This is a genomic window from Amycolatopsis minnesotensis (assembly GCF_039529815.1).
Taxonomy (GTDB): domain Bacteria; phylum Actinomycetota; class Actinomycetes; order Mycobacteriales; family Pseudonocardiaceae; genus Amycolatopsis; species Amycolatopsis minnesotensis.
Genome location: NZ_BAAANN010000012.1, coordinates 42,354 through 68,666, shown reverse-complemented (window position 1 = coordinate 68,666; position 26,313 = coordinate 42,354). Strand labels below are relative to the sequence as shown.

Sequence of the window (26,313 nt, the reverse complement as noted above, 5' to 3'; positions counted from 1 at the left end):
TAAGTTCTCGGTATGGCCAACGATCCGATCGACGAACTGGTCGAGCTGTCTCAGTGGCTCGGCGCCCCCGAACGCGATCTCGCCATCCTCGGCGAAGGCAACACGTCGGTGTCGCTCGCGCCGGGCAGGCTGGCGGTGAAGGCCAGCGGTGCCGGGCTCGGCAAGGTGGAGCGCGAGCACTTCGTCGAGGTCGATCCCGGCCGGGTACTGTCCATTTTGGACCGTTCGGAGGTGGGCGACGAGGAACTGGCCGCGCATTTCGCCGACTGCCGGATCTCCGGCGACCGGCGGCCGTCGATCGAAGTGATCCTGCACGCGCTCGCGGTGCGGGAGACGGGCGCGAAGTTCGTCGCGCACGCGCACCCGACCGCGGTGAACGGGTTGCTGTGCAGCGATCGCGCCGACGCGCTCGTCGCCGGGCACCTGTTCCCCGACCAGGTGGTGGTGCTCGGCAGGCACCCGCTGATGGTGCCCTACGCCGGGCCGGGCCTAGAACTCGCACGCACCGTCAAGGCGGCGCTGGCCGGGCACTTCGCGCGGCACGGCGCGCCGCCGAAGATCCTGTACCTGCGCAACCACGGGATCCTCGCGCTCGGCGAGACCGCGACCGACGTCCGCCAGACCGTCGAGATGACGGTCAAGGTGGCCAGGATCCTGACCGCCGCGCTGTCCGTCGGGCAGCCCGCCTACCTCACCGGCGAGCAGGCCGACCGGATCGAGGGCCGCGAGGACGAGCACCACCGGCGCAGCGTGCTCGCGCGGCAGCGGTGACGCCAGGTTTCAGCGGAAGTAGCCGTCGAACAGCGTGCGGCCGATCCCGGTGGTGGTCTCCTTGCCGGTCTCGAAGCCCTGCTGGATCACCTTGGTGTTGTCCATGATGGCGAGGGTGTACCGCTGGCCGGGCCCGGTGAAGCCGACGCTGTTGGTGATCCACGAGCCGTCGTCGTTGTCGTCGGACCACCCGTTCTTGTTGCCGGGGGCGGCGGCGGGCCCCGCGCCCCACACGCCCCACTGCTGGTTCGGGTCCACGTGCTGCATCTCGTGCACGAGGTAGTCGCGGTGCCGCGGCGGCATCTTCAGCACGTAGTTGACGAGCCGGTCGAGGTCGTTGGCGGTGGTGAGGATCCAGCCCCAGTGGTGCGGGTGCTGATCGGTGAAGCGCATGTCGGTCATGCCGTAGGAGGGGAACCGCTTCGCGAAGTCCTCGCCGCCGTACCGGTTCCACAGGGTGTGCGCCGCGTCGTCGTCGCTGGAGTTCAGCATCCTGTGCATGAGCGCGCGGTCGTCCGGGGTCAGCCGCACGGCGCCGCTGTCGTTGCGCAGCAGCAGGTCCACCACCATCGCCAGCTTCGGCGTGGAGCAGGCCCAGATGAGCGTGCCCGCGTCCGGGCTGCGCCACACGGCGCCGGTCTGGCGGTCACGCAGCACGATCCCGGCCACCCCCGGCCTGCCTGCCACGTACGCCTTCGTCGCCGCGATCCGCTTCCGCAGCTCCTTGTCGAACGACGGCTGCCGCGAGGCCTCGCGCCAGTCGGCGATGCCGATGCTGGTCGAGGAGGTCGCGATCGCGAGGACGACCGCGGTGGCGGTGGCGGCGAGCACGCGCCAGATCGAGGGCTTCACGGAGGCAAACCTAGCCCATCGGGGCCGCCCCGGGGAGCCGGAATTCGTTGCGGTGCAAGATTCCCCGCTCGGTGCGCCGTTACTGTCGGTGTGCCGTGCGATGCTCTGCGCACTGGAGATGTGGAGGGGGACATGACCGATTTCCCGAAGACGAGCCGACCGGCCGAAGCCGCACTGGTCAACGCCGGGTACACCAGCCTCGAGCAGCTCACCGCGGTGACCGAGTCCGAGCTGGCGAAGCTGCACGGAATGGGGCCGAAAGCACTGCGGATACTGCGCGAAGCGCTCGCCGAACGCGGGCAAGGGTTCGCTTCGCCATGACCGGATATCGGCGGTGGTGAACCCGGTCGCCGGGACGATCTCCGCGTTCATCGCGCGGTGGACCGCGGTCGTCGGCCTGCTCGTACTCGGCGCACGCACCGAAGGTGCCCCTCGGGGATTTGGCTGCCCCGAGGGGCACCGTGATGGCGTGTGCGAGCGCGGGCCGCCGCGCTCCGAAAGCGGCATTCGGGGCGCTGAGCGCCACTTTTCGCACTCTCGCGGGCGGGTGGCCATGGTGGCTGATGCCCCGAAAGTGATCTTCGGGGCGCTCAGGTCCCTGAACGTCACCTTCGGGGCATCACGGCTCGCGGCGACGGACCGGGTCGCGGGCTCGGGGGAGGGTTGACGGCACCCGAACTCACCTAATAGCGTCCGGAAATCGATTACTCAGCGGCGGCGTTGCTGGGAAGTGGGTGATCATGTCCGGGGCACGACCGTGGTCGCGGCGCGAGGTGCTCCGCGCCGCCGGTGCCGGTGCGCTGGCCACCTCGGCACTGGCGGGATGCGCGCCGGGCAGGGATCCCGGCGAGATCACGTTCTGGAACTTCTACGGTCCGAACGGGACACCGAAGTCGCAGGCCGACTGGTTCGTCAAGCTCGCCGACGACTGGAACGCGAGCCACCAGGTCAAGGTCCGGCTGCGGTACATCCCGCCGCAGGAGTACCAGACGGGTCCCACGCTGCAGACCGCGTTCAGCGCGGGTGCCGGGCCGGACGTGTTCCTGATCAGCCCCGGCGACTTCCTCCGCTACTACAACGGCGGCGCTCTCGTCGACATCACGCCGCACCTGAGCGAAAAGGCCCGCGCGGACTTCCTGCCCGGCGTACTCGGCACGCGCACGGTCGAGAACCGCGTTTACGGGCTGCCGATGGAGATCGAGCCGCTCGCGCTGCTCTATTCGGAGCAGGCGTTCGAGCGAGCCAGGCTGTCCGAAGCGGAGGTGCCGAAGACCTGGGACCAGTTGCTCGACGTCGCGCGCAAGCTCACCACCCCGGACCAGTTCGGGCTCCTGCTGGAGACCTCGCCCAGCTATTACCAGAACTTCACCTGGTACCCGTTCCTGTGGATGGGCGGTGGCTCGGTCCTGTCCGCGGACCAGCGGTCGAGTGCGCTCGACGCGGCGGCGCCCCGGGCGGCGATGAAGCTGTGGCAGGACGCGGTGAACGCCGGGGTCGCACCGCGACGGGTGCGCGGGAAGGGCGCGAACGACTCGATCTCGAACCTGGCGCAGGGCTACACCGCGATGCAGCAGATCGGTATCTGGGCGGTGTCGGAGATCGCCCAGCAGCAGCCGGACTTCCGGTACGGGGTGGCGCCGCTGCCCGTGCCGCCGGGCGGCAAGCCCGTGACCGCGCTCGGCGGCTGGGCCATGGTGGCCAACGCGAAGGGCCGCAACCCGCAGGCCGCGGCGGAGTTCGTGGCGTGGGCGCTCGGCTCCCTCGACGACGCGGGCGTCGAGCGGTGCCGTCAATGGAACACCGTCGCCAAGACGAACCTGCCCGCCCGCGCCTCGGTCCGGGACGCCGCGGCGGCGCACGGGGCGTTCGCCAGCGGCCCGATGCGCACCTTCGTCGACGTGATCGCGCCGACCGGCACCCCGGAACCGCGGTACCCGCCGGAGCTGTACCGCGCGGTTTCCGACGCGCTCCAGTCGTGCCAGCTCGACGGCGCGAACCCGGCCGAGGTGACCGCGGCCGCGTCCGACCAGATCAACACCTTCCTGTCCCGGTACCAGGGGGCGGCGATCCAGTGAGGGTGCCATGACGGAAGTCCTGCGACGACCGAAGACCCGCGCGCGCTCCCGAGGGGAGGGCAGGGCGGCGTGGGGGTTCCTCGCCCCGGACGGGATCGGGCTCGTCCTGTTCGTGGTGGTGCCCGCGCTGCTCGCGCTCGCCGTCGGACTGTTCGATGTGGACGGTTTCGGCAACATCAAGTTCGCCGGGCTGCAGAACTTCCGGTTGATGGCAGGCGATTCCGTGCTGTGGAAGAGCTTCGGCGTCACCGCGCTCTACACCGTGCTGTTCGTGCCGGTCGCCTTCCTGGTCAGCCTCGGGCTCGCGCTGCTGGTGCGGGACCACTTCCCCGGGATCGGCGCGGTGCGGGCGGCGCTGTTCCTGCCCAACGTGATCAGCCTCGTGGTGATCGGCCTGCTGTGGCAGTTCCTGCTGACCGACAAGACCGGCATCGTCAGCAGGATCCTCGGCCCGCTCGGGCTCGGTGACGTTTCGTGGCTCGGCGATCCGGCACTGGCGCTCGTCACGCTCGTGCTGATCAGCGTGTGGTTCCTGGCCGGGTACCAGATGCTGATCTTCCTCGCCGGGTTGCAGGACGTGCCGCGCGAGCTCTACGACGCGGCGACCGTCGACGGCGCCGGCGCGTGGCGCAAGTTCCGGCACGTCACCTGGCCCGCGATCCGCCCGACCAGCTTCTTCGTGCTGGTGACCTCGACGGTCAACGCGGTCACCGGGCTGCAGGCCTTCGACCTGGTGTTCGTGACCACCAAGGGCGGGCCGGCGAACGCGACCTCGACCGTCGTGTTCTACGCCTACCAGCAGGCGTTCCAGTTCGGCCGGTTCGGGTACGCGGCGGCGATCTGCGCGATCGTGGTCGCCGCGCTGATCGTGATCACCGGCGTCCTGTTCGCGCTCACCAGGGGAGGGCGGTTCGATGAGGACTGAGACCCCGCGCGGGCGCGTCGGGCCGAGGGCGGTTTTCGCCTACCTGATCGCGTTCCTGACCGTGCTGCCGTTGCTCTGGCTCCTGCTGAGCGCGTTCCGGCCGGGCGGCGACGTGCTGTCCTCGGAGCTGCCGACGAAGTTCACCCTCGGCAACCTCGGGTACGTGCTGACCCAGATCCCGTTCGCGCGGTACATGGCGAACAGCGCGTTCGTCGCGATCACGGTGACCGTGATCGCGCTGTTCCTGCACTCGATGGCGGCGTACGCGTTGGCACGACTGCGTTTCCGCGGCCGGGGGTTCGCGTTCGCGATGGTGGTCGGCACGCTGCTCATCTCGCTGCCGGTGATCCTGGTGCCGCTGTTCCTGGTGGTGCGCCTGCTCGGGCTCGTCGACAGCTACGCCGGGCTGATCGTGCCGGGGATCTTCAACGCGTTCGGGATCTTCCTGCTGCGCCAGTTCTACCTGAGCGTGCCGCGCGAACTGGAGGAGGCGGCGCGGCTGGACGGCTGCGGGTACTTCGGCATCTACTGGCGCATCATCCTGCCGCTGAGCCGTCCGATGCTGGCCTCGCTCGCGGTGCTGTTCTTCCTGGCCAACTGGAACTCCTTCCTGTGGCCACTGGCGGTGACGCAGGACGAGAGCCTGCGCGTGGTGCAGGTCGGCGTTTCCGGGCTGCAGGGCCAGTACGCGTCGCAGTACCAGTACGTGCTGGCGGGTGCGGTGCTGGCGGCGATCCCGACCGTGGTGGTGTTCCTGATCGGGCAGCGGCGGCTCATCGACTCGCTGAAGACGACCGGACTGAAGTAACGGGAGTACATAGTGGACGATCGAGGCTACGGGACCTTCGGCAGCAGCCTCCGCGACCTGCCCCGACTGCGCTACTCGCGCCGCGGCCGCGAGTCGAGCTGGGATCGCAGCGGTGGCAACGACGATCGACTCACCGTCGGGCCGGGCGAGACAGCGGTGCTGGCCGATCTCACCGGCCCCGGCGCGATCACGCACATCTGGTGCACGGTGGCGCTGCCGGACGGCAAGGGGCCGAACCTCGCGGACAACGACTACCTGCGCAGGCTGGTGCTGAAGATCACCTGGGACGACCAGGAGGCGCCGAGCGTGCTGGTGCCGCTCGGCGACTTCTTCGGCATCGGATTCGGCCGCACCGCGAACTTCGTGTCGGCGCCGCTGCAGATGAGCCCGCAGGACGGCAAGGGGTTCAACTGCTGGTTCGCGATGCCCTACGCCGGGCGCGCCAAGGTGGAACTGCTCAGCGAGCTGAGCACGGAACCGGTCTACTTCTACTACTACATCGACTACGAGACCTACGGGAGCGCGGAACCCGGCCTCGGGTACTTCCACGCGCAGTGGCGCCGGGAAAACCCCGCCGACGGCATCAGCGACGAGGGCCAGACCAACCAGGAGTACCTGCTGGAGGGTACGAACCTCGACGGCGACGGCAACTACGTCATCCTCGACGCCGAAGGCCACGGGCACTACGTCGGCTGCGTGCTCAACGTGCAGAACCTGCGGCACACCGGCCAGTGGAACTGGTACGGCGAGGGCGACGACATGATCTTCATCGACGGCGAGCCCTTCCCGCCGCGCCTGCACGGCACCGGCACCGAGGACTACTTCAACACCGCGTGGTGCCCCGATCAGGAGTACCACGCGCCCTACCACGGCATCACGCTGCCCGGCGGCCCCAACTGGAGCGGGCAGGTCTCGCTGTACCGCTTCCACATCGAAGATCCGGTGGTCTTCCACGAATCCGTGCGCGTGACGATCGAGCACGGCCATGCGAACAAGCGCCGCGACGACCTGTCCTCGGTGGCGTACTGGTACCAGAGCCTGCCGCACCGCCCGTTCGGCCTGCCACCGGTGGCGGATCGGGTACCGCGCTTCCCGTGACGGCGGGCGAACCGGCCGGTAGGGTGGTGATACCGCGGGTGACCAGTGCCCGGTACGCCACCGGATGGTAGAGAAAACACCCACCCGGAAGTGGGGTTCACCCCATGTCGGCATGCGGTGCCGACCCTTTACCTTGAGCGGTATGACGACCATCACGACGACACCGCCGGTGCTCGCCAAGCCGCCGAGGGCCGAGCGGCAGGTGGAGTACCGCGCACCGGGTGCGATTCGCCGTACCGCGACGCTGCTGCGCCGCAGGCTGCCGTTCACCACGATCGTGGTGGCCGTGATGCTCGTGCTGTCCGTCGCGAGCGGCACGTTGTGGAGTGCGGTCGAAGACAGCGCGATGTTCCCCTACGTCGCCTACGGCCTGCCGTCGACGGAGGCGGGGCACTGGTGGACGCTGCTGGTGGGGCCGTTCTTCGCCGTCGTCCCGCTGTTCTATCTGCCGATGGTCGGTAGCTTCGCGTTGTTCGTCGGGTTCGCCGAATGGCGGCTCGGCACCCGCCGCACGATCGTGCTCTCGGTCGCGACGCAGATCGTGAGCGTGCTCGCGGCTGTCGGATTCCTCGCGCTGGTGCGCGATTCCGGCTGGGACTGGGCCGAACGGGCAGGCACGCTGATGGACGTCGGCTACTCCGGCGGGGCGCTGGCGATGCTCGCGATCGCGGCCGCCGCGATCCGGTCGCCGTGGCGGCTGCGGATCCGCGCGGGCCTGGTCACCTACGTCTCCGTCGCGGTCATCTACGTGGGCTCGTTCGCGGATCTCGTGCACTTCTTCGCGGTGGTCATCGCGTTGCCGCTCGGGCCGAAGCTGGTCGGCAGGCACCGCGCGCAGCGGATGGGCAGGCCGAGCATGCGGGAGTGGCGGCTGTTCGCGGGCGTCGGGCTGTTCCTGCTGACGGTCGCCGAGATCGTGATGTGGCTGGTGCCCGCGGAAGGGCCGTTCGGGTCGTCGACCGCGGTGTCGCTGTCCGGTCTCGAGCTGACCGTGCTCTGCGCCGTCGTGATCCCGATGCTGAACGGGCTTCGCCGCGGCAGCAAGCTGGCGTGGTGGTGCTCGATCGGCCTGACCGCGTTCGTCACCGCGCAGGGCGTGCTGCTCGCCGGGCTGCTGTCGCTGATCGACCTGTTCAGTGGCGGGTACGAAAGTGGCGGACTTTCCCTGTTCTTTGTGGACAATCTCCTGTGGACAGCCGAGCTGATGCTGCTCATCGTGGCGCGCGGCGCGTTCCGCGTCCCGTCGCGGCGGACCCTGCGCCAGGCGTGGAAGCACGAGGCGGACGACTCGACGACGGCGCGGAAACTGCTGGCCCGCCACGGCGGCGGCTCGGTGTCGTGGATGAGCACCTGGCCGGAGAACTCGTACTTCGTCTCCGCCGACGGCGACTCGTACCTCGCCTACCGCCGCCACGCCAGGGTCGCCGTGGCGCTGGGCGACCCGATCGCCCCCGATGGCGGCAGCGGCCGGACCGTCACCGAGTTCGTCGACCACTGCGACCAGGCGGGGCTGGTGCCCTGCGTGTTCTCCGCGACCGCCGACGTGCTGGCCACGACGAAGGAACTCGGCTGGCAGCAGGTCCAGGTCGCCGAGGACACGCTGATCGACCTGGAAACCCTCCAGTTCCGCGGCAAGGCGTGGCAGGACGTGCGGTCGGCGTTGAACAAGGCGGCCAAGGAAGGCATCGAGTTCCGCCTGGTGACCCTCGCCGAACAACCGCGTGCGGTGATCTCCCAGGTCCGCGCCATTTCCGAGGAGTGGATCAGCGACAAGGGCATGCCGGAGATGGGCTTCACGCTCGGCGGCGTCGACGAGGCGATGGACCCGCGCACCAAGGTCGGGCTCGCGATCGACACCAGCGGCACCGTGCACGGCGTGACGTCGTGGATGCCGGTGCACCGGCCGAGCGATTCCGAGGCGGGCGTGGTCGGCGGCTGGACGCTCGACATGATGCGCAGGCGCACCGGCGGGTTCCGCCCGGTGATGGAGTTCCTGATCGCGTCGTCGTGCCTCGCGTTCAAGGAGTCCGGCGCCACCTTCGTCTCGCTGTCCGGCGCGCCGCTGGCCCGCAGCGCGGACGACGGCCCCGCCAACGCGGCGGAGCGGGTGCTCGACTCGCTCGGCTCGATGATGGAGCCCTACTACGGTTTCCGTTCGCTGCACGCGTTCAAGGCGAAGTTCAAGCCCCGCTGCGAGCCGATGTACCTCGCCTTCCGCGACGAAGCCGACCTGCCCCGCATCGGCATCGCGCTGGGCCAGGCCTACCTCCCCAACACCGGTCTCTGGCAGCTGGCCAAACTCGCCCGAACCGCCAAGCGCTGAGTTCTCGCGGGGGCGGGGCATGAACAGCATCCGCCGCATGTCCGCGAGGGCCGGGAACGTGGCGTTGGAGCCCCATTCGGTCACAGCGATGATGCGTCGCGTCGATTCCGGTGCGACGGGTGGCGGAGCCGCCGGGGCTTGGTCCCTGAAGGGCGCCTTCGGGGAATCTGACGCCGCGTTCTCGGCCCTCGTGGCGCGGGCGTTGGTGGCGGTGATGTCTTGAGGGTGCCTTTTGGGGCGTCAGATTCCCTCAAGGGCCCCTTCGGGGCATGCGGCCGGGCCCGCGAAGGCCACGTTCGTGATGTTTCGCGCTCTTGAAGGCTCTTTTGGGAGCATCGGCGCGGGGACGAGGAAGAGGCGCGGGCTGTGAGGTCCCAGCGCACGCCCTGAAGGGCGCCTTCGGGGCATCGGATTCCCTCAAGGGCGCCTTCAGGGACCAGACTCAGCGGCGTTCTAGCACGCCTCGAATGAAGGCGGCTTGGCCAGCGTGCTGAAGGTCGTCGGAGACGACGCTGACGAGCCGGACCGCGAGCGTGACCGGCGGATCCCACGCCTCGTCGACGATGGTGTCCAGGTCCTTGTCGGTGAGCCCGCGCAGGTAGCCGACGGTCTGCTCGTGCACCGCGTCGTGGTAGCCGACGAGGAGGTCGGGGGAGTCCGGCCGCACGGCGGCGACCTCGTCGCTGCTTTGGCCGTACCCGATTTCCGCCGAGGGGAAGGGCAGCGCGAACCGGTCGGCCCAGCCGTCCGCCGTCCACACCTGGTCGAGCCCGGCGACCCCGGCGATGTGGTCGTCCTGGACGCGGGTCAGGTGCCAGACGAGCCACGCGATGGAGTTGGCCTCGTCGTCCAGGCGCGCGGCGAGATCCTTCGCGGTCAGCGAGCGGACGCTCTGGTGGACGATCTGGCGGATCCGGTCGAAGGCGTCGGTCAGCAGCTCGGCGGTGGTCGTCACGGGAAGTCCTGTTTCTCTCCGGGGGTCGTTCGCTCCGATTGTGCCCGGTTTCCCGCCCGCGTTCCGGGGCAAACCGCGCCGTCGGCCTGGAGCGCGCTCCGGCATTCCGGTGAGTGTGCCCCGGTGTGTCCACGATCGCTTCCCTTACTTCACTGATGTGGGTTACGGTTTCCGGCGGCCGCTTCACGGCGGCCTCACGAACTCTGGGTGGGGAAAGCCGGTGCGAAGCCGGCGCTGACGCGCAACCGTATGCGGCACCACGACGTGGTCGCCGCGAGCCGGAGTGCCTGCCCGGGGTTCGGCCCGCAACCACTGTCGCGCTTCGCAGTACGGGCCCGGGCCCGTTCGCGGGCGGCGCGGGCTGCGAAACGCAGTCCGCGAAAGGCAACGACATGACTCGGCGCGCGCTCGCCTTGCTGTCCATCCTGGTTTCGCTCCTCGCGATCGGAACCGCCACCGCCACCGCCAGACCGGCGCTGGCCTGGACCGACGGCCCCTGCACCGGCACCACCGGTGTCACCGTGGTCGCCGATCTCACCAAGTTCCCCGGCGGGCAGGTCGTCCGCCGCTGCGACACCGGCGCGCCGGCCACCGCGTTCGCCGCGCTCACCGATGTCGGCCTCGCCCCCGAACACGGCACCGGTGAGGGGCAGAGCGGCCCGTACGACTACCTGTGCCGGATCCAGTCGCTCCCGACCACCGCGAACGACCCGTGCACCGGGTTCCGGCCCAACGCCGGGTACTGGGCGTTCTGGGTTCCCGACAACGCCAACGCGAACTGGGGGTACGCGGAGGAAGGCGTCGACACCTACCAGCCCGCTTCCGGTGTCGTGCTCGGGTTTTCCTTCGGCGCCGGTACCGCGTCCGACCCCAACCAGATGAGCCTCACGCTGGCGCAAGCCAAGGATCCCGCATGGAACACCGGCAGCTGAACCGCTTCGCGGGTGTCCTTTGTGGATGCTTGCTCGCCATGGGTTTCGCGACGGCACCCGTCGTCGCGAAACCCGCGGTGCCCGCGCAGGCCGCGGTTTCGGCGAGCTTCCTGGAACGCGAGCTCGCCCGCAACGGGCACGGCTTTCCCGCCCCGGCCTCGCCGAAGAACGTCGACGGCGGGCTCACCGCGGACGCGCTGATCGGGCTGCACGACGCCGGTCGCACCGGCGCCGAGTTCGACGCGAGCGTCGAGCGGCTGCGCGGGAGCTACTACAGCGCGACCGTGCGAAACGCCGGGATCATCGCCAAGTACCTCATGGTGGCCGGGCGCGCGGGCGTGGATCCGAAGCAATGGGGCGTCGACGCCGCCAAGAAACCGGTCGACCTCGTCGCGCAGCTCGCCGAGACCTTCGACCCCGCCACCGGGCGCTACCGCCGGTTGACCGCGGGGAAGCCCTACGACCCGGAGGCCGACGCGTCCAACGTGTTCGACCAGTCGCTGGCGCTGCTCGCGATCCACGAGCACGACCGGCGCGCCGATCAGCGCGCCGCGCTCGGGTACCTGGTCCGCCAGCAGTGCCCCGACGGCGGGTTCCGGCCCGCTGACTACCAGCACCCCGCTTCCACCTGCGCCGCCGTCGACCCCCAGGAGAGCGCCGACTACACCGCGATGGCGATGTGGGCGCTCGCGGAAACCGGCGGCGACCGGGCCGCACTGGCGAAGGGGGCCGCCTACCTGCGGGCACGTCAGCGCGGCGACGGCGGTTTCGTGTCCCAGGACGGGGTCAGCGCGAACAGCACCGGGCTCGCCGCGGTCGCGCTGACCAAGGCCGGCTCCGCCCCCGCCGCGGGCCGCGCCGTCGGCTGGCTCGTTTCGATGCAACTCCCCGAGGACATCCCGGTGCCCGCGATGGCGGGGGCGGTCGCGGTCAACGCGGACAAGTACTCGGAGATCCTGGCCGATCCCGCCGCCTTCTGGGCGGGCAACGCCAGGCAGGACCAGCTCCGCCGGGCCACCGCGCAGGCGCTGCTCGGGCTGGCCGCCACCGCGCCGACGACCGTGCCCCCGCGGCCGGGAAAGCCCGTGCCACCAGGAAATCCCGTGCCACCGGGAAGGCCAGTGTCACCGGCGAATCCGGGTTCACCGCAAGGCGCTCCGGCCCCTGGACACGCCGGGCAACCGGCATCCTCGCCCGCAGCGCCCGGCTTCGGCGGGTTGCTGCCCGATGTCGCGGGCGCGCCTCCCGCCGCGTCGCTGCCCCCGGTTCCGCCGGTGGCACCGCCCGATCTCGCGGCGCCGACACCACCCGTCGTCCGCGCTGGCCCGGTCGGCCACGCGGAGGCACTGCCGCCCGCGGACGGGTTCGGCGACTTCCTGCGCGGGCCGTGGGGGATCGGCTCGTCGGTGCTGCTCGGCTTCGCCTTGGCAGGAGCCGGGTACTGGGTCGTCACCCGGCGCGCGATGCGAAGGAAGGCGTCGTGAAGGCCCGGCTGCTGGCGGCGGCCGTGCTGCTCGTGTCGTTCGTCGTGACGGGGACACCCGCGTCGGCGGTCGACCAGCACCGCGGCACGCCGGGGTACTGCCAGGACGGCAACGGGATCACCGTCGTCATCGACTTCCAGGACCTCGGCGGGCCGGTGGTCATCCGGTGCGCGCCCGGCGGCCAGGAAAGCGGGCTGACCGCGGTGCAGAACGCCGGGATCGAGGTCACCGGCGTCCAGCGGTGGGGGCTCGCGTTCCTCTGCCGGATCGAAGGAAAGCCCGGCGCGGACACCGAAGCCTGCATCGACACCCCGCCGCCGAACGCCTACTGGTCGTACTGGCACGCGCCGAACGGCGGATCGTGGACCCACAGCGAATACGGCCTGACGAACCGGAAACCGCCCGTGGGCACGTTCGAGGGCTGGTCCTTCTCGAAGGGCCGCGCCGCCGGCACGACCCCGCCGCCGAGGATCGCGCCGCTGCGGCCCGACCAGCCGGTCGAGGCTCCGCCACCGGACCAGGGCGGCGCCATCCCCGGCCGGGAAGGCGTGCCACAGGCGCCGAAGGGCGCGGCCCCCGGCAGCACGCGGGCCGCACCGCCGTCACCGCCCTCGCCAGCGGGAAGCCCCGCGCCGCCGCCACCCGGCAGCACCGCACCCGCGCCAACGACGTCCACAGTGGACGATCCGGTCGGCGGGGTCGCGCCGGGCGGGGTGGCCTGGACCGGCGGCGGCGAGTTGCCGGGGCAGGCGGACAAGGGCTTCCCGTGGGGCGCCCTGATCGGCGGCGCCGGCGCCCTCGTGCTCGGCGGTGGCGCCGGATACCTGGCTTGGCGGCGCAACCGTGCGGCTGCCTAGGACACTGCACCCCGGTGCCTGGTGGGCGTGGGCGCTGGCGCTCGCGGTCGCGGCCGGCCACACCACCAACCCGATCCTGCTCGCGCTGATCATCGCGATCGTGGCGTTCGTCGTCGCGTCGCGGCGTGGTGACGCGCCGTGGGCACTGGCCTTCCGGCTCTACGCCTGCCTCGCCGCGTTCATCGTGGTGATGCGCGTGCTGTTCCGGATCCTGCTCGGCGGGCAGGACGGCGGCCACGTGCTGTTCACCCTGCCGAGGATCCCGCTGCCCGATTTCGCCGCCGGGATCACGCTGCTCGGGCCGACCTCGGCGGAGGAACTGCTCGGCGGGTTCTACGACGGGCTCCGGCTGGCCGCGATGGTGCTGTGCGTCGGTGCCGCGAACGCGCTGGCGAACCCGAAGCGCATGCTCAAAGCGGTGCCTGGCGCGCTGTACGAGGTGGGCACCGCGGTCACGGTGGCGCTGTCGGTCGCACCGCAGCTGGTGGAAAGCGTGCAGCGGGTGCGCAGGGCGCGACGGCTGCGGGCGGGGCGTCAGGGCGGGCTTCGCGCGCTGAAGGGGATCGCGATCCCCGTGCTCGAGGACGCGCTGTCCCGCTCGCTGCAGCTCGCCGCGGCGATGGACTCGCGCGGGTACGGCCGCCTCGGCTCGCTGACCCGGCGCACCAGGGCGCTGATCGGGTGCTGCGTCCTCGGCGGGCTCGTCGGCGTGTGCGCCGGGACGTACGGCGTACTGGACGGCACGTCGACCGTCCTCGGCGTGCCGCTGCTGATCGCCGGGCTCGTGGTCTCCGGCGCCGGGTTCGTGCTCGGCGGCAGGCGGATCCGGCGCAGCGTGTACCGGCCGGATCCGTGGCGCTGGGAGGAGATCGCGGTGGTGTGCTCCGGTGTCGGAGCCTGCGCGTCGCTGTTCCTCACCGGCGTGGTCGACCCCGGCAATCTGGTGCCGTCGCTGACGCCGTTGCAGTGGCCGGAACTTTCGTTGTGGCACGCGGGCTCGCTGCTGCTCGGTGCGCTCCCCGCGGTGCTGGCGCCACCGCCCGAACTGGTGAAGGCGGCCGTGTGATCGAGTTTTCCGGTGTCGAAGTGACCTACACCGACGAGGTGGCGCCCGTGCTGTCCGATGTGGACTTCACCGTCGCCGAAGGCGAGCTGTGCCTGGTCACCGGGCGCACCGGTGCGGGCAAGTCGACCTTGCTCGGCCTGGTCAACGGGCTGGTGCCGCATTTCACCGGTGGCCGCCTCCGCGGCAGCGTCCGGGTGTCCGGAGTGGACACCGCGGATCAGCCACCGAGGGAGTTCGCCGAGCTGGTCGGTGTCGTGGGGCAGGACCCGCTCGCCGGGTTCGTCACCGACACCGTCGAAGAGGAGCTCGCCTACGGCATGGAGCAGCTCGCCGTGCCTGCCGCGGTCATGCGCAAGCGGGTGGAGGAAACCCTCGACCTGCTCGGCATCGCGGAGCTGCGGGCGAGGCCGCTGGCGACGCTGTCCGGCGGCCAGCAGCAGCGGGTCGCGATCGGGGCGGTGCTGACCGCGCACCCCGCGGTGCTGGTGCTCGACGAGCCGACCTCCGCGCTCGATCCGACCGCGGCCGAGGAGGTGCTCGCCGCGATCACCCGGCTCGTGCACGACCTCGGCACCACGGTGGTGATCGCCGAGCACCGGATGGAACGCGTCGTCCAGTACGCCGACCGCGTGCTGTACCTGCCCGGCGACGGCACCGTCCGCGACGGCGAGCCCGCGTCGATGATGAAGATTTCCGATGTGGCGCCGCCGATCGTGGAGCTGGGCCGCGTCGCGGGGTGGGACCCGTTGCCGTTGTCGGTCCGCGACGCCCGCCGTGCCGCGGCACCGCTGCGAGCGCGGCTCGCCGAGACAACCCGCTCGGATTGCCTTGGGCGGCAAGGGGAAACGGTACTCGCGGCGTCGAAAGTCGTGGTGCGCTACGGCGACGTGCTCGCCGTACGCGCGGTGAGCCTCGACCTCCGCGGCGGGGAGGTCGTCGCGATGATGGGGCGCAACGGGTCGGGGAAGTCCTCGCTGCTGTGGGCGGTGCAGGGCAGCGGCACGCGCGCGGACGGCACGGTGACCGTGCGGGGGAAGGACCCGAAGGCACTGAAGCCGCAGCACGCGAGAACGCTCGTCGGGCTCGTGCCGCAGACGCCGTCCGATCTGCTCTACCTGGACTCGGTCGACGCCGAATGCGCGCAGGCGGACGCCGAATCCGGTGCGGCAGCCGGTTCCTGCCGCGCGCTGCTGGACCGGCTCACCCCCGGCATCGACGGCGGGCGGCACCCGCGTGACCTGTCCGAGGGCCAGAAACTGGCACTGGTGCTGGCGATCCAGCTCGTCGCCGCGCCGCCGGTGCTCCTGCTCGACGAGCCGACGCGCGGGCTCGACTACCACGCGAAACGGCACCTCGCCTCGGTGCTGGGCGAACTCGCCGCGGCGGGGCACGCGATCGCGGTCGCGACGCACGACGTCGAGTTCGTCGCCTCGGCCGCGGACCGGGTGGTGGTGCTCGCCGAGGGCGAGGTCGTCGCCGACGGCCCGACCCGCGAGGTCGTCGTCGCCTCGCCCGCGTTCGCTCCTCAGGTGGCGAAAGTGCTGGCACCACAGGAATGGCTCACCGTCGCCGAGGTCGAGAAGGCGCTGGGCCGATGAACGGCGAACGGTTCCTCGGCAGGCCGGGCGCGGTCGGGATCAGCCTGCGCGCCACGCTGGTGCTGACCGTGGCCGTCGTGCTCGGGCTGGCCATCTTCTTCTGGCCGCTGTTCGTGTCACCGGAACCGGGGGTGCGGGCGCACAGCACGGACGCGCCGTACGTCTTCCTGGTCACCCTGCCCGTGCTGATCGCCATCGTGCTGGCCGAGCTGAGCAGCGGCGGCATCGATTCGAAGGCGCTCGCGATGCTCGGGGTGCTGTCCGCGATCAACGCGGCGCTGCGCCCGCTCGGCGCGGGCACGGGCGGGATCGAGACGGTGTTCTTCCTGCTGGTGCTGGCGGGGCGCGTGTTCGGGCCCGGCTTCGGGTTCGTGCTCGGCTCGACGTCGTTGTTCGTATCGGCGCTGCTGACCGCGGGCGTGGGGCCGTGGCTGCCGTTCCAGATGCTGGCGTCGTCGCTGCTCGGCCTCGGCGCGGGGCTCCTGCCGCGACGGCCGCGGGGGAAGCCGGAGATCGCGATGCTCGCCGTCTACGGGGTGTTCGCGGCGTACTTCTTCGGGTTCGCGATGAACATGTGGTCGTGGCCGTTCCTCGTCGGCACCTCCACGACCGGCGCGACCACCGGCCTCGAATTCGTGCCGGGCGCGCCACTGCTGGAAAACCTGAACCGCTTCGTCGTGTTCTCGCTGCTCACCTCGACGCTGGGCTGGGACACCGGCCGCGCCATCACCAACGTGGTGGCGATCCTGCTCGTCGGGCCCGCGGTGCTCGCGACCTTGCGGCGCGCTTCCCGCCGCGCCGCGTTCGACGCCACGGCCAGCTTCGAGCCCCCGCTGTCGGCCACGCGCGCGAAGCCCTGACCCTGTCGACCGACAGGGCCGGCGCACTGCCGATCGACAGGTGCGCCCGGTGCCGCAAGCGGCATGATCCGCGCCCGCGATCTTCCTACCGTCGTCCGCATGCTCGAAACCGAAAGCCTCTACCTGGACATCGTCGACATCGCGAACGCCGCGCCGGCGTTCGTGCGAGCCTTCGCCGCCGTCGCGACGCAGGCACTGCTCGTCCTGCTCGCCTTGGTGTGCGCGGTGAACTTCTGGCGCGCGCGGTCCAGGTCGGCGGCGGCGGTGACGACTGCGGCGCTCGCGCCCGTCGTCGTCACCGCGGCCTACCTGGTCAGCGAGGTGGTGAAGACCCTGTGGCAGGAGGACCGGCCGTGCCGTGCGCGCCACGTCATCGCGGACTGCCCCGAATACGGCGACTGGTCCTTTCCCAGCAACCACGCCGTGCTCGCGGGTGCCGCCGCGGTCGCGATCGTGTTCGCGAACCGCCGTGCCGCCTGGATCGCCGTACCGGTCGCACTGCTCGCGGCCGCGTCGCGGGTGTTCGTCGGCGTGCACTATCCGCACGACGTGCTCGTCGGCCTCCTGCTCGGCGCCGCGGTGGCGACGATGCTTCCCCTGCTGGCCCGGCCGCTGACCCCGGTCGTGGCCCGGCTGCGGTCGCGGCTGCCCGTGGTGCTCGGCCGCGGACCTGGCCAGGACACGCCGACCGTGCGGATCCCGCGGGTGCCCGGTCAGCGATGATGGGGCGCGTGCGCATGCTGTTCGTGGTGGCCGCGGTACCGGTGCTGTGGGCGGCCGTGGTGTCCGGGCCGGGCCGGTTCTCCGTTGCCGAGACGGCGTTCGCGCTCGCGGTGCTTCTCGTCGTGGCGTTCACGGTCTCGCGCTCGCCTGCGACCGCGCTCGCGGTCGGGATCGCGGGCTGGGTGGTCACCTACACCGCGCACGCCCAGGCCGACTCGGCGATCGGAATGGGCGCCCCCGCGCTCGGACTGGCGGCGGTCGCCTTCTTCGCCGGTCGTGGCGCGGCGTCCGGCCGTGACGGTGTGGTCGTGCTGGTACTCGGCACCTCGGCCGCGGTCGCCGTACCGCTCGCCGTGCTGGGCGCGCTGGACTCGGCGCTGTCTTCGGGTGCGGGCGTCGCCGTGCTGGCCGTCGTGCCGTGGACAGCGGGCCGGTACCGGCGCCGGTACGAGCAACTGGTCCGTGGCGGCTGGGAGCGCGCGGAGCAACTCGAGCGGGAGGCGGAACAGACGGAGGCGCGGGAACGCGCGCGGCTGGCGAGCGAGATGCACGACCTCCTCGGCCACGAACTGGCACTGGCCGCGTTGAGGATCGGGGCGCTCGAGGTCGACACGGGCCTGTCACCGGAGCATCGCGACGCGGCGAAGGGCGCGCGGGCCGCGGTCACCTCGGCGGCCGAACGCGTGGCCGACGTGGTGCGCCTCCTCCGCACCGAGCACGAGGCGCCGGTCCAACCGGTCGCGGTCGTCGTGGACGGCGCGCGAGCGTCCGGGCTGGCGGTGGCCCTCGTCGAAGAAGGGGAGCACCAGAGCCATCCGATCATCGCGCGCACGATCCATCGCGTCCTCGCCGAAGCACTCACGAACGCGGTGAAGCACGCGCCGGGAAGCGAAGTCTCCGTGCTGGTGACGCACGGCGACGACGGCACGGATCTCCGGATCGCCACCGCCGGGGTCACCGGCGGGGACGGGCCGGGCGGCGGCCACGGACTCGTCGGGCTCGCCGAACGCGTCGGCCTGATCGGTGGGCGCTTCGAGGCGGGCAAGACCGACGAGGGCTTCGTGGTGGAGGCGTTCGTCCCCGCCGAGCCCGAGGCGCCTACGTCGACCGGCGCGTACCGCACCCGGATGCGCCAGGACGTCCGGCGCAGCGCCAAGCGGGCGATCGCGGTGGCCGTCGGGGTCGCGGCGGCGGTCGTGGCCGCCGTGGCCGGGTACAGGGTGTTCGACGCGGCGTCGTCCGTCCTCGACCCCGCGGAATTCGACCGGCTCGCGATCGGTCAGGACGAGGCGTCCGTGGCGCGCGTGCTGCCGGGACGGACCAGGGTGGCGCCCGCCGATCCGGCGTGCCGGTACTACAGCACCCACGCGAACCCGTTCGACGAGCGGCACGGCGACCTCTTCCGCCTGTGCTTCCGCGACGGCGTGCTCACGGGCAAGGACCTCCTGGTGCACCGGAGCCGGTGACCACGGGAGGATGACCGCATGATTCGCGTACTGCTCGCCGACGACGAGGCCGTGGTCCGGATGGGCGTCCGTGCCGTGCTGGCGTCCGCGCCGGACATCGACGTGGTCGCCGAGGCGGAGAACGGCCACGACGCCGTCGAGGGCGTGCGCGCGCACCGCGTCGACGTGGCCGTGCTGGACATCCGGATGCCGGGCCTCGACGGGCTCGACGCGGCCGCCGAGATCCGGCGGCTCGGCACGGACACCGCGGTGCTCGTCCTCACCACCTTCGCCGACGACTCCTACATCACGCGCGCGCTGGGCGAGGGCGCCGGTGGTTTCGTGCTGAAGACCGGCGATCCGAACGAGATCGTCGCCGGGGTGCGCGCGGTCGCGGCCGGTGCGGCGTACCTCTCGCCGCTGGTGGCGCGCCGCGTCGTCGACCGGCTCGCGGACCGTCCACAAGTGACCGAGGGGCTCGCCGACCTGACCGCGCGCGAGCGCGAGGTGCTCGGGCTGCTCGGCGCCGGTCTGTCCAATGTGGAGATCGCGAACCGGATCAACGTGGTCGAGGGCACGGTCAAGGTCTACGTCAGCACGATCCTGCGGCGGCTCGGGGTGCGCAACCGGGTGCGCGCCGCGATCGTCGCCTACGAAGCGGGGCTGATCCCGCGGGAACCGTGACGCCTCATTCGAAACGGGTCACGTCACCCGCGCCGCGGCGGACGATTTCGGGTTCGTCGGCGGAGAAGTCGATGACGGTGGTGGGCTCGGTGCCGCAGTCGCCGGAGTCGATCACGGCGTCCAGCGAGTGGTCGAGCAGGTCCTTGATCTCCCAGCCCTGCGTCATCGGCTCTTCCTCGTCGGGCAGCAGCAGGGTGCTGGACAGCATCGGCTCGCCGAGTTCGGACAGCAGCGCCTGCGTGACGACGTGGTCGGGGATGCGCACGCCGACGGTCTTCTTCTTCGGGTGCAGCAGCCGCCTCGGCACCTCCTTCGTCGCGGGCAGGATGAAGGTGTAGCTGCCGGGGGTGGACGCCTTGATCGCGCGGAACACCGCGTTGTCGACGTGCACGAACTGGCCCAGCTGGGCGAAGTCCTGGCAGACCAGGGTGAAGTGGTGCCGGTCGTCGAGGTGCCGGATGGTGCGGATCCGGTCGATGCCGTCCTTGTTGCCGAGCTGGCAGCCCAGCGCGAAGCAGGAGTCCGTCGGATAGGCGATCAGCCCGCCGCCCCGCACGATGTCGACCACCTGGCCGATCGAGCGCCGCTGAGGATTGTCCGGGTGCACGTCGAAGTACTTGGCCATGGGAAGCCACCTTAGGAGCTTCGCCCGCGGGGCCCCGGCATCGGCCCCGGCGTGGCGTTCGCCGGGGCCGATGCCCGCCCGCGCCCTCGCACCGGGCGGGTCAGCCGAGTGAGAGCGTCAACTCCAGCCGTGCGCCCTCCGGCAGGGTGACCGGCCACGGGAAGCGGATCACCACGCGTGTCCCGGTCACGCCTTGGCTCGTTTCGAACACCGGTTTCGCCGACGCGGTCAGCGCCGGGTCGACCGCACCCGAGAGCGCCAGGTCGCGCGGGGTGCCGGGCACTTCGAGCGCCAGCGTGGACAACCTGACCCTGCCGTGCCGGACTTCGATCGCGCTGGTCTGCCGGTCGCCGCGGCGGCGCTGGCTGTAGAGACCCCAGCCCTCGGCCGTGGTGAACGCGCCGCGGAAGTCCTCCGGCGTGATCCTCGGCGCGAACCCGAGGTGCCCGCGCGGCCCGTGGTGCTCGTACCCGCACGCCGCCAGGTAGGTGCCGAAGCTCATCATCGCCCTGGCGTAGTGGTCGCTGCACTCGATTTCGTTGTACGGGTTGCGCTTCTCCCCGTGGTAGCGGTCGTCGACGGCCTTGGTCACCGCCAGCGCCTCGGTGGTCATGCCCTCGGCGAACAGGTGCGCGGCGAACTGGTACTCCTGGCCCGTCCACACCTCGTTGAAGTAGCCGACCGGCCCGTCCCTGCCGGTTTCGGCCGAGCCGCCGTTCGGCCAGGTGCACATGAGCGTGCCCGGTTCGCCCTTGGTCGCGTACACGCGTCCGATCGGGATGCCGGGTGGGCGGTACCCGGCCGGATCGGGCAGGAAGTTGTTCCGGAACACGTTGCGCAGCGCCGTTTTCGCCTGGTCCGCGGCGAACACGCGCGGGAGGCCGAGCTGCGCGGCGTAGGCCTGCCCGTACATCTGGTCGATGTAGCAGCCGCGGTTGGAGTTCACCGCGGTCGGGTGGTTCGGATCGACCTTCTGCACGAAGTAGCCGTACTCGTCGTCCCACAGTTCGTCGGCGAGGTACTTCGCGCCGCGGTCGGCGAGCCCGCCATACCGCTTCGCCGACGCGCGGTCGCCCATTTCGTCGGCCATCGCCGCGGCCGCCCGCAGCGCCGCGACGTAGAGGCCGCTGATCCACGGGATCTCACCGAACCACTGCGCGTCGAGGGTGTTCCACTGGCTGCCTTCGAGTATCCCGTTGGGCGCGCTGCCGTCCTGCTTGACGAGCCAGTCGACGGCCTTGCGCACCTGCGGCCAGTTCCGCCGGAGGAACCGGCCGTCCGGCGCCATCTGGTGCTCGCGGTACACCCGCAGGATCGTGCCGCACTGGCCGTCGGCGAACCAGCCGTCACCGCTCTCGCCCCGGTTCTTGATCTCGCCGGTGGGCAGCAGCGCGATGCCGAGGTCGACGCGCTCCCTGGTGTCGCGTTCGAGATCGGGGAACAGCCGCGCCACCGACTGCGCGTAGTTCCAGACGTGGCCGCAGGTGCCGACGCAGCAGTAGATGCCCTCCCACGCGTAGAAGCGGCCGTTGTCGAACCGGTAGCACGTGTTCGTGGCCAAAGTGGACGCCGTGGCCAGCGTGCGCTCCAGGAACCAGCGCGGCATCGACGAGTCCTCGTACCAGGTCCGGACCCATTTCCGGGTGCCGGACTCGAGCCGGTCGCGTTCCCTGGCCAGGTACGAGACGACCTCGCGGGCGGAGCCGAACCTGCTGGCGTAGTGGTGTTTGAGCCGCTGGCCGTCCTTGAGCCACCCGAAGCTGACCGGGTCCGGGGTCGGGAAGTACCAGCCGAAGACGAAGCGGACCGTGCGGGACTGCCCTGGCGCAAGGGTGAACGGCACCGTCACCGAACCGTCCACATCGGACGCGCGCACGCTCGCGGTGTCCTCCAGCGCGGCGAGGGAGAACGTGCCGAAGTCGGGCGACGATGCCACCGGCCGCCTGCGGATGGTGCGGTCGCTGAACAGGATCCGGCCGAGGTTGACGTGGCCCCACCCGCCGGTGGCGGTGTCGACGACCTCGATGTGCGCGGTCCTGCCTGCCCACTGGCGCAGATCGGCGGATCTCGCGGCGAGCGATTCGCGGTTGCTGCCGGTGAACGCGGCGACCACCTTGCCGTCGACGACCACGTTCACGCAGGTCGCGTCGCGGGCGCTGCCGCCGCCGACCCACATCGTCACGAACCGCCGGTCGACGGTGAACGGCCTGCTGGTCAGCTTGCCGGTGTGCCGGTCGGCCTCCGGCGCGCCGCCACCGGCCCGGTAGTTGTGGGAGGTGACGAAGTAGGTGCCCGAGACGTTGAGTTCGCCGGGGCTTCGGAAGTAGTCCGGGGTGTCCTGCGGGCGGACGGGGCCCGCGCCGAACGCGTCGCCGGTGGCGGTCCAGCCATCGTAGGTGCCCTTTTCCCAGTCCTCGAACACGATGTCGGCCGCGTCGGTGAACACGATCGCGTCCACGTTGACGTGTCCCCAGCCGTCGGAGGAGGCATCGACGATCTCGATGGTGGCGCGCTTGCCGAGGTGGGCGCTCACGTCGAGCGTCGCGGGCACCACCGGCTCGCTGTTCGCACCGGTCGCACTCGCCACCACCTTGCCGTCGACGAGCACGTTCAGGCAGGTCTTGCCGGGATGGGCGCCGCCGCCGACCGACGCGGCGACATACCGCCGTTCGACGGTGAACTCCTTGCTGCGCAAGGAACCCTGCAACGCGTCGCGCTTGCCGGTGCGCAGGTCGAACGAGGTGACGAACCGGTTGCCCGAGAGGTTGAGGTCGCCGAAGCGGCGCATTTCCGCCGGCACGTCCTGCGAGCGGACCGGGCCGGTGCCGAACGCGTCGCCGGTGACCGTCCAGCCCTCGAAGGTGTCCTTTTCCCAGTCCTCGAACACGATGTCGTTGCTGCTGGAGGATTCCTCGCTCGCGGAGAACTCGACACCGCGGACGCCGCGACCCGTGTAGCGCTCGCCGTGCAGCGCGACCGGCTGGCCCTGCCGGGTGTCGAGGCACACCGGGTTCTCCGAACTGCCGGTCAGCTCGACCCTGACCCGGTCGCGCGAGGAGTTGCGGACGGTGAACGCCAGCACGGTCGCGGGCAGCGTGGAGTCGTTGGTGGACAACGGGATGAACGGGGAGAACGCCTCGCAGGCGACCTCGACCGGGCTGTCCGGCGCGCGGTAGGTGGTGGTGCCGATCGGGTAGCTGCCCGCGAACCGCGTGTCGCCGAACCCGTCCGAATCCAGTGTCCTGGTGCGATCCCTGCCGCCAGCGGTGGTGCGGATCGAGAAGCCCTGGCGGAATGGCGCGGTGGTGGACAACGGGTTCGCGTAGTGCGGCCCGTCGCCGCTGGCGCCGCCGAGCGGATAGGAGGACGGGTTGAGGATGTCCCACGCCCAGAGCCTGCCGTCGCCGGCCAGGTAGACCTGACCGGTGCAGCCGCCGCCGACCGGCATGCCGATGCGCCGCAGCGCGGCCCCGGCGTACTCGGTCGGCTTGCCGCGCGAGAGCAGCGCGTTGACCGCGTCGGGCGTGAGGTTCTTGTCCTCCGGGACCGTGACCAGCCGCGTTTCGTCGAGGCCGAGTGCTTCGGCGATGCCGGGGCGGACGGTGAGCAGGCCAAGGCCCGCGGCGCCGAGGGTGAGGAAGGTGCGGCGGGAAGGACCCGGCTCGCAGGAGCCATCAGGGCAGCACGAATCGGACACGGAGCCTCCACGGTGAGGCCAGCCGAGGAACTACTGGCAGGGATCGAGTAATCGATTACTCACGACGGTAATCACGGCTCCCTGATCCGTCCATACGCCGAATGGCCCAGCTTCCGGCGGGTGGCGCCCCACGCGCCACCCGCCGGTGGCTCAGTCGTGTTCCATTTCGAGGACCGCGCCGGTCGCCTGCGACACGTCGACCTCGATCCGGCCCTGCTTGCTGTCGCGGACCTCGACCTCCCAGCTCGGCTCGCCCTTCGCGGTGTCGGGCTCGACGTTGATCACTTCGCCGCCGTACTGGCCGGTGACGATCTTGCCCGCCTGGTCCGAGGAAACCTTCGGCGCCGTCGTCGACCCCGGCGTGCCGGAGCCGGGCTGGGGCGCGTCAGGCGGCGCCGGTGCGGCGGGCGGTGCCGGTGCGGCAGGCGGCGCGGGTGGTGCCGGCGCGTCGTTCCCGCACGCGGACAGTCCGAGTGCCAGTCCGAGTGCGACGGTGGCGGTGGTGATTCCGGCTGCCGTGCGGTGCATGGTTCGTGGCTCCAGTCTCTTGTTGCGTTCCGGACCGTTTCACGGTCTCTCACGCGCGCGCCCGCCGCATCGGTGAGACCCCTGAGGGTGACCCGTGGGGTCACCCTGAAGTGTGTCTCAGGGTGAGCGTTCGATCTCCGCCCGTAAGCCTTCTAGCTGGGCATTTGGCGGGCAGTTGGTGAAACGGCAACGTCGATTAATCCGGTACGTGAAGCTTTGGTGCTGTATGTCCGAATTATTGATGGAAACGAAGCCCGGCGAATCGCCGGTGAGCCAGCGAAACTGAGTCGGAGGCGGTTAGGGTCACACCCCTCATCCCCAGTGGCACGCATCCAGGAGGTCAGTGCGCGATATGGAAGAGGCGGCGGTGTCGAGGCCGAACGTGGACGAACGGACCCTCAGAAGGGCTGTTATCGCATCCGCGATGGGCAATGCGACCGAGTGGTACGACTACGGCGTGTTCACCTCCGGCGTCGTGCTGACGACGATCGGATCGGTGTTCTTCCCCGAGGGAACCCAAGCCGCGGCAGTGCTGAAGGGGCTGGCGCTGGTGGCGGTCGGCTTCATCGTGCGCCCGTTCGGTGGCGCGTTCTTCGGGCCGTTGGGCGACAAGCTCGGCAGGCAAAAGGTCCTCGCGATGACCATCCTGCTGATGTCCGGCTGCACCTTCCTCGTCGGCTGTCTCCCCAGCTACGACAGCATCGGCATCGGTGCGCCGATCCTGCTGCTCCTGCTGCGCATGATCCAGGGCTTCTCGACCGGTGGGGAATACGGCGGCGCGGCGACGTTCATCGCCGAATACGCGCCGACGAAACGACGGGGGTTCTGGGGCAGCTTCCTCGAAATGGGCACGCTGGCCGGATACGTGCTCGGCAACACGGTGGTGCTCGTCGCGGCATTGGCGTTGTCCACCGAACAACTCGAGTCGTGGGGCTGGCGGATCCCGTTCTTCATCGCGCTGCCGCTCGGCCTCGTCGGGCTCTACCTGCGGTCGAAGCTCGAGGACACACCGGAGTTCCGGCGGCTCGACGCGGCGGGGGAGAAGTCCGAGAAGGCCCCGCTCAAGGAGACCTTCGTCCGCAACTGGCGGATGATCCTCAACCTCATCGGCATCGTGCTGCTGCTCAACATCGCGGACTACATGCTGCTGACGACGATGCCGTCGTACTTCACCAGCACGCTGAAGATCGACGACAACACCGCGACCCTGATCGTGATCGGCGTCGAGCTGTTCCAGATCCTGCTGATCGCGCCACTCGGTGCGCTGTCGGACCGGATCGGCCGGAAACCGTTGCTGCTCACCGCGGCCATCGGGTTCGCGGTGCTGAGCTGGCCGTCGTTCAAGCTGATGCAGACCGGCAGCATCTTCCTGCTGGTCGTCGGGTTCCTGATCGTGGCCACGCTGCTGGTGTTCATGCTCGCGGTGATCGGGTCCACGTTCCCGGCGATGTTCCCGACCAGGGTCCGGTACGGCTCGTTCGCGATCGGGTACAACCTGTCCACGTCGATCTTCGGCGGCACCTGCGGTGTGATCGTGACCGCGCTCATCCAGGGCACCGGTGACAAGGACTGGCCCGCGTACTACCTGATCGTCGCGGCGCTCATCGCGATCGTGCCGATCATCAAGATCCCGGAGACCTCCGGCGTGCCGATCGAACAGATCGACGACACCGCTCCGGACGCGAAGAAGGCCGCCGTCTGACGACGGCGACCTGAAAGATTCGGCTCGGTTGGGCAGTGGCCGGCGGGCAAGCATGCCGTCGGCCCACTGCCGAACTTCGGTGCTACCGCACTGCGGGTGTTACTGGGCGAGTTCCACCGGGGCGACGGTGGTGGCCTCGGAAGCGACGTGGCGCCGGATCCACGCCGTCAGGCCAGCGGCCACACCCACTGCCACCGCGGTCTCGATCGCCAACGCAGCGAACAGCATTTGCTTCCTCCTCGGAGAGTCTCGGTCGGATTCCGATTCCCGGATCCACCCTGCATATCGCCGGAGGAGTCGTTAGT

At 70.7% G+C, this 26,313-nt stretch carries 23 protein-coding genes; 17 read left to right on the top strand and 6 right to left on the bottom strand.

Annotation, left to right across the window (positions count from 1 at the left end; all coding sequences use genetic code 11):
• Nucleotides 1-12: 12 nt before the first annotated feature.
• Nucleotides 13-771, top strand: a complete 759-nt coding sequence (locus ABD256_RS16595) for a class II aldolase/adducin family protein (RefSeq protein ID WP_344418735.1) — start codon at nucleotides 13-15, stop codon at nucleotides 769-771.
• A 9-nt stretch (nucleotides 772-780) separates the two neighbouring features.
• Here the strand turns inward: ABD256_RS16595 and ABD256_RS16590 are convergent, their stop codons facing one another.
• Nucleotides 781-1,623: a serine hydrolase gene (locus tag ABD256_RS16590; RefSeq protein WP_425546461.1), complete on the bottom strand. Its 843-nt coding sequence runs from the start codon at nucleotides 1,621-1,623 to the stop codon at nucleotides 781-783.
• Nucleotides 1,624-1,755: 132 nt separating this feature from the next.
• On the opposite strand from ABD256_RS16590, the gene ABD256_RS16585 reads away from it, so the two are divergent.
• From ABD256_RS16585 to ABD256_RS16560, 6 genes are all read left to right on the top strand, one after another.
• Complete coding sequence (locus tag ABD256_RS16585; protein WP_344418732.1) at nucleotides 1,756-1,944, top strand: helix-hairpin-helix domain-containing protein; 189 nt, start codon at nucleotides 1,756-1,758, stop codon at nucleotides 1,942-1,944.
• Between the two features lie 419 nt (nucleotides 1,945-2,363).
• Nucleotides 2,364-3,698: an ABC transporter substrate-binding protein gene (locus ABD256_RS16580; RefSeq protein WP_344418729.1), complete on the top strand. Its 1,335-nt coding sequence runs from the start codon at nucleotides 2,364-2,366 to the stop codon at nucleotides 3,696-3,698.
• Between the two features lie 7 nt (nucleotides 3,699-3,705).
• Entirely contained in the window at nucleotides 3,706-4,623 is a 918-nt protein-coding gene (locus tag ABD256_RS16575) for a carbohydrate ABC transporter permease (protein ID WP_344418726.1), read from the top strand.
• Entirely contained in the window at nucleotides 4,613-5,431 is an 819-nt protein-coding gene (locus ABD256_RS16570; RefSeq protein WP_344418723.1) for a carbohydrate ABC transporter permease, read from the top strand. Before ABD256_RS16575 ends, ABD256_RS16570 begins: the two co-directional genes overlap by 11 nt.
• A 12-nt stretch (nucleotides 5,432-5,443) precedes the next feature.
• The gene (locus tag ABD256_RS16565; protein ID WP_344418720.1) at nucleotides 5,444-6,529 is read left to right on the top strand and encodes a glycoside hydrolase family 172 protein; all 1,086 of its coding nucleotides are present in this window, start codon (nucleotides 5,444-5,446) and stop codon (nucleotides 6,527-6,529) included.
• Between the two features lie 142 nt (nucleotides 6,530-6,671).
• Nucleotides 6,672-8,852 (top strand): bifunctional lysylphosphatidylglycerol flippase/synthetase MprF, encoded by a 2,181-nt coding sequence (locus ABD256_RS16560; protein ID WP_344418717.1) that lies wholly within the window; start codon nucleotides 6,672-6,674, stop codon nucleotides 8,850-8,852.
• A gap of 442 nt (nucleotides 8,853-9,294) precedes the next feature.
• On the opposite strand, the gene ABD256_RS16555 is transcribed toward ABD256_RS16560, so the two are convergent.
• The gene (locus tag ABD256_RS16555; RefSeq protein ID WP_344418714.1) at nucleotides 9,295-9,807 is read right to left on the bottom strand and encodes a mycothiol transferase; all 513 of its coding nucleotides are present in this window, start codon (nucleotides 9,805-9,807) and stop codon (nucleotides 9,295-9,297) included.
• 392 nt (nucleotides 9,808-10,199) lie between these two features.
• Between ABD256_RS16555 and ABD256_RS16550 the strand changes: the two genes are divergently transcribed.
• The 9 genes from ABD256_RS16550 (at nucleotide 10,200) to ABD256_RS16510 (ending at nucleotide 19,456) form a co-directional block, all read left to right on the top strand.
• Nucleotides 10,200-10,739 (top strand): hypothetical protein, encoded by a 540-nt coding sequence (locus tag ABD256_RS16550; protein WP_344418711.1) that lies wholly within the window; start codon nucleotides 10,200-10,202, stop codon nucleotides 10,737-10,739.
• A complete protein-coding gene (locus tag ABD256_RS16545) occupies nucleotides 10,721-12,223 on the top strand; it encodes a hypothetical protein (protein WP_344418708.1) in 1,503 nt (500 codons plus the stop codon). The genes ABD256_RS16550 and ABD256_RS16545 overlap by 19 nt, the downstream gene beginning before the upstream one ends.
• Entirely contained in the window at nucleotides 12,220-13,080 is an 861-nt protein-coding gene (locus ABD256_RS16540; protein ID WP_344418705.1) for a hypothetical protein, read from the top strand. Before ABD256_RS16545 ends, ABD256_RS16540 begins: the two co-directional genes overlap by 4 nt.
• Nucleotides 13,067-14,146 (top strand): CbiQ family ECF transporter T component, encoded by a 1,080-nt coding sequence (locus ABD256_RS16535; protein ID WP_344418702.1) that lies wholly within the window; start codon nucleotides 13,067-13,069, stop codon nucleotides 14,144-14,146. Before ABD256_RS16540 ends, ABD256_RS16535 begins: the two co-directional genes overlap by 14 nt.
• Complete coding sequence (locus ABD256_RS16530; protein ID WP_344418699.1) at nucleotides 14,143-15,744, top strand: ABC transporter ATP-binding protein; 1,602 nt, start codon at nucleotides 14,143-14,145, stop codon at nucleotides 15,742-15,744. Before ABD256_RS16535 ends, ABD256_RS16530 begins: the two co-directional genes overlap by 4 nt.
• The gene (locus ABD256_RS16525) at nucleotides 15,741-16,604 is read left to right on the top strand and encodes an ECF transporter S component (protein ID WP_344418696.1); all 864 of its coding nucleotides are present in this window, start codon (nucleotides 15,741-15,743) and stop codon (nucleotides 16,602-16,604) included. Before ABD256_RS16530 ends, ABD256_RS16525 begins: the two co-directional genes overlap by 4 nt.
• Before the next feature lie 99 nt (nucleotides 16,605-16,703).
• On the top strand, nucleotides 16,704-17,327 hold the full coding sequence (locus tag ABD256_RS16520; RefSeq protein ID WP_344418693.1) for a phosphatase PAP2 family protein: 624 nt from the start codon (nucleotides 16,704-16,706) through the stop codon (nucleotides 17,325-17,327).
• Nucleotides 17,328-17,341: 14 nt separating this feature from the next.
• Nucleotides 17,342-18,793: a sensor histidine kinase gene (locus ABD256_RS16515; RefSeq protein ID WP_344419205.1), complete on the top strand. Its 1,452-nt coding sequence runs from the start codon at nucleotides 17,342-17,344 to the stop codon at nucleotides 18,791-18,793.
• A gap of 18 nt (nucleotides 18,794-18,811) precedes the next feature.
• The gene (locus tag ABD256_RS16510; RefSeq protein WP_344418690.1) at nucleotides 18,812-19,456 is read left to right on the top strand and encodes a response regulator; all 645 of its coding nucleotides are present in this window, start codon (nucleotides 18,812-18,814) and stop codon (nucleotides 19,454-19,456) included.
• 4 nt (nucleotides 19,457-19,460) lie between these two features.
• On the opposite strand, the gene ABD256_RS16505 is transcribed toward ABD256_RS16510, so the two are convergent.
• From ABD256_RS16505 to ABD256_RS16495, 3 genes are all read right to left on the bottom strand, one after another.
• On the bottom strand, nucleotides 19,461-20,081 hold the full coding sequence (locus tag ABD256_RS16505) for an L-threonylcarbamoyladenylate synthase (protein WP_344418687.1): 621 nt from the start codon (nucleotides 20,079-20,081) through the stop codon (nucleotides 19,461-19,463).
• 100 nt (nucleotides 20,082-20,181) lie between these two features.
• The gene (locus ABD256_RS16500; protein WP_344418685.1) at nucleotides 20,182-23,778 is read right to left on the bottom strand and encodes a GH116 family glycosyl hydrolase; all 3,597 of its coding nucleotides are present in this window, start codon (nucleotides 23,776-23,778) and stop codon (nucleotides 20,182-20,184) included.
• Between the two features lie 150 nt (nucleotides 23,779-23,928).
• Entirely contained in the window at nucleotides 23,929-24,306 is a 378-nt protein-coding gene (locus tag ABD256_RS16495) for a PepSY domain-containing protein (protein ID WP_344418682.1), read from the bottom strand.
• A gap of 424 nt (nucleotides 24,307-24,730) precedes the next feature.
• On the opposite strand from ABD256_RS16495, the gene ABD256_RS16490 reads away from it, so the two are divergent.
• Nucleotides 24,731-26,008, top strand: coding sequence for an MFS transporter (locus tag ABD256_RS16490; RefSeq protein WP_344418679.1), 1,278 nt, complete (start codon nucleotides 24,731-24,733; stop codon nucleotides 26,006-26,008).
• Nucleotides 26,009-26,107: 99 nt separating this feature from the next.
• On the opposite strand, the gene ABD256_RS16485 is transcribed toward ABD256_RS16490, so the two are convergent.
• Entirely contained in the window at nucleotides 26,108-26,236 is a 129-nt protein-coding gene (locus ABD256_RS16485) for a hypothetical protein (protein WP_344418676.1), read from the bottom strand.
• Between the last annotated feature and the right edge of the window lie 77 nt (nucleotides 26,237-26,313).